Source organism: Parvibaculum sp., assembly GCF_035511255.1.
GTDB lineage: Bacteria > Pseudomonadota > Alphaproteobacteria > Parvibaculales > Parvibaculaceae > Parvibaculum.
In genome coordinates this window covers 1-2,212 of record NZ_DATKFR010000212.1, presented here as the reverse complement: position 1 = coordinate 2,212, position 2,212 = coordinate 1, and the positions used below count along the sequence as shown (strand labels likewise).

Sequence of the window (2,212 nt, the reverse complement as noted above, 5' to 3'; positions counted from 1 at the left end):
ACGGCATAGAAGGCCTTGGTGCGGTCGGTGATGATGCCGCCCTTGAGGAGCGTCTTGATCAACACGCGGAAGATATTCGTGCTGCTCTTCATCGCCTTGCGCCGCACCTCGTCGGTCCGCGCCGCGATGAGCTGCGCCTGGACTTCCTGCCAGTCGAGGCCGAAGCGGGCATACATGTATTTCTTCTGTTCGGGCGAACCGAGGTTGAAGAGCAGCGTCTGGAAGCAGGTCGCGGCCCAGTCCTCGATGATGTTGCGCTCTTCCTCGTTGAGCTTCGGGATGGTGCGGTCGGCCCAGATCTTGCCGAACTTGTGATGGAAGGCTTCGTCGGTCATCACGAGCTGGCAGAGATGCTTCAGCAGCGGATCGTTCGCATAGGTGTAGAGCGAGGCGAAGGCGCCCATGGCGAGGCCTTCGACCAGCATCTGCATGCCGACGATCTTCTTGTAGACCTCCGGCGCCAGAACCATTTCGGTGAGCAGATTGCCGAGCGTCGGCCCGACCGGGAAGGGCTTGCCCCAGCGCGCCTCGATATATTTCGCAAAGCCCGTCACGTGGCGCGCCTCTTCGCGCGTCTGGTTCGCCGCGTATTCCTGCGCCCCCGGATCCTTCAGGATGTGGCAGAGCGAGGCCGACAGCGCGAGCGCGCCCGCTTCGCCATGCAGGATCGACGACAGCGTCCAGCGCATCGACTCGTTGGCGAACTGGATCTTCTGCTCCTCGGTCAGCTTTTCGGCGAGCGGAAGCTGCAGCTCGAGCACCTGCCCGAAGGGAATGATCGGCTCCTTGTCCATGTCGAAGGGCTGGTCGAAGTCGATATATTTCTTGTCCAGCGGATCCCAGAAATGGTCATGCGTCGCCGAGATGATCTTGTCGAAGGCGGTCGAGCGGCGGCCGTAGCGCTCCACATCCATCATCGCGGGAAAGTCGTCCGGCGCCACGGCGTCGTAGGCGGCGTCCTTTGTGATGTCCTTGCTCAAGTTCGGTCCTCCGTTGGGTCTTGTTGGGGGCATGTTCCTCTGCCCGGCGCGGGGTCGCGCGCCAGCCTCGCCCCAAATCTGCGCCAGTCTGCCGCAGGGCCAAACCGCAATCGGCCGATCGTTTGGAAATAGCAAACGGCAAAGGGGTCTTTGTCAGGCCTCGTCGGGGTCCCGCATCTGGCGGCCGAGCTCGTCGGCAAGACCCTGCAGCACCGGCACGGCTGCTTTCGCCCGGGCTTCGGTCAGCCGGTTGGAAGGCGCGGTCACGGCGACCACGAAGCGCGACAGGCCGGGATTGCCGAAGATGGGCACGGCGAGCGTCGCCGTCGCCGCGTCGAATTCGCCCTGCTCGTAGCGATAGCCTTCGGCAAGGATGCGCTCGGAGAGATCGAAGAGCGCCCGCACGCTGCGCGGCGTCTTCAGCGTCAGTGCCGCCGGCGGATGGTCGCGATAGAGCGACTGCACATAGGCCCTTTCGCGATAGGCGAGCAGAACCTGTCCGTCGCCGCAGGCATGCGCGTCGCGGCGCGGCAGCTTCATCAATCCACTGGTGCCGAGGTCGATGGCACGCGCCGGGTCGATCTGCATCGCCTGGGTGCCGTCGAGCACGGCGATGAAGACGGTCTCCCCGAGCGCCGTGCCGGCCCTGAGCACCATGCCGCGCGCCGCGTGGGAGAGTGTCGCCATCAGCGTCACCCGGTCGGCGACCCGGAAAATCTTGTGACCGAGCGTATAGCGCCCGTCCTCCGGGTCTTTGCGCACATAGCCGTGGCGGACCAGCACGGCGAGATGGCCGAAGGCGGTCGAACGGTTCATGCCCTCTGCCTTGGCGATCTCGGCAAGGCTCATCGGCCGCCGCTCGCCGGACAGGCGTTCGATCAGCGCCAGCGCCTTGTCGATAGAGCTGTTCTCGTACTGGGCCATCTATCGGAAATCGTCGTTGCGAGCCCCGAAGGGGCGCGGCAATCCAGAAAGTCAGGAAGACAGACTGGATTGCTTCGCGTCCGCTCGCAACGACGGAAGAGGGGCTGACGACAACGCGTCCGGCGCGGGTGGCCCTTCTCGACGGGGTTCGTCTGCGCGATGATGGGGCCGATTCGGATGCCCGGAGATTATGGAAGACGCCCTCAACCTCAATTCCGTCACCCTGCTGATCGTCATCGCGCTCGGCTGCGGTTTCGTGCTGATCCGCCTGCGCCAGCCCGCCATCGTCGGCTACATCCTCGCCGGCG

General features: G+C 64.6%; 2 protein-coding genes. Both read right to left on the bottom strand.

Features of this window, described 5'->3' with window-relative positions:
- A partial coding sequence (locus VMR03_RS08505; protein WP_325404194.1) for a ferritin-like domain-containing protein occupies positions 1 to 980 on the bottom strand: 980 nt, incomplete at its 3' end.
- Positions 981 to 1,133: 153 nt separating this feature from the next.
- Positions 1,134 to 1,904, bottom strand: coding sequence for an IclR family transcriptional regulator (locus tag VMR03_RS08500; RefSeq protein WP_325404192.1), 771 nt, complete (start codon positions 1,902 to 1,904; stop codon positions 1,134 to 1,136).
- Positions 1,905 to 2,212 lie beyond the last annotated feature (308 nt).

Bases quoted from the DNA above. Each gene is read 5' to 3' on its own strand.
- VMR03_RS08500 (WP_325404192.1), bottom strand. From the start codon at position 1,904: ATGGCCCAGTACGAGAACAGCTCTATCGACAAGGCGCTGGCGCTGATC.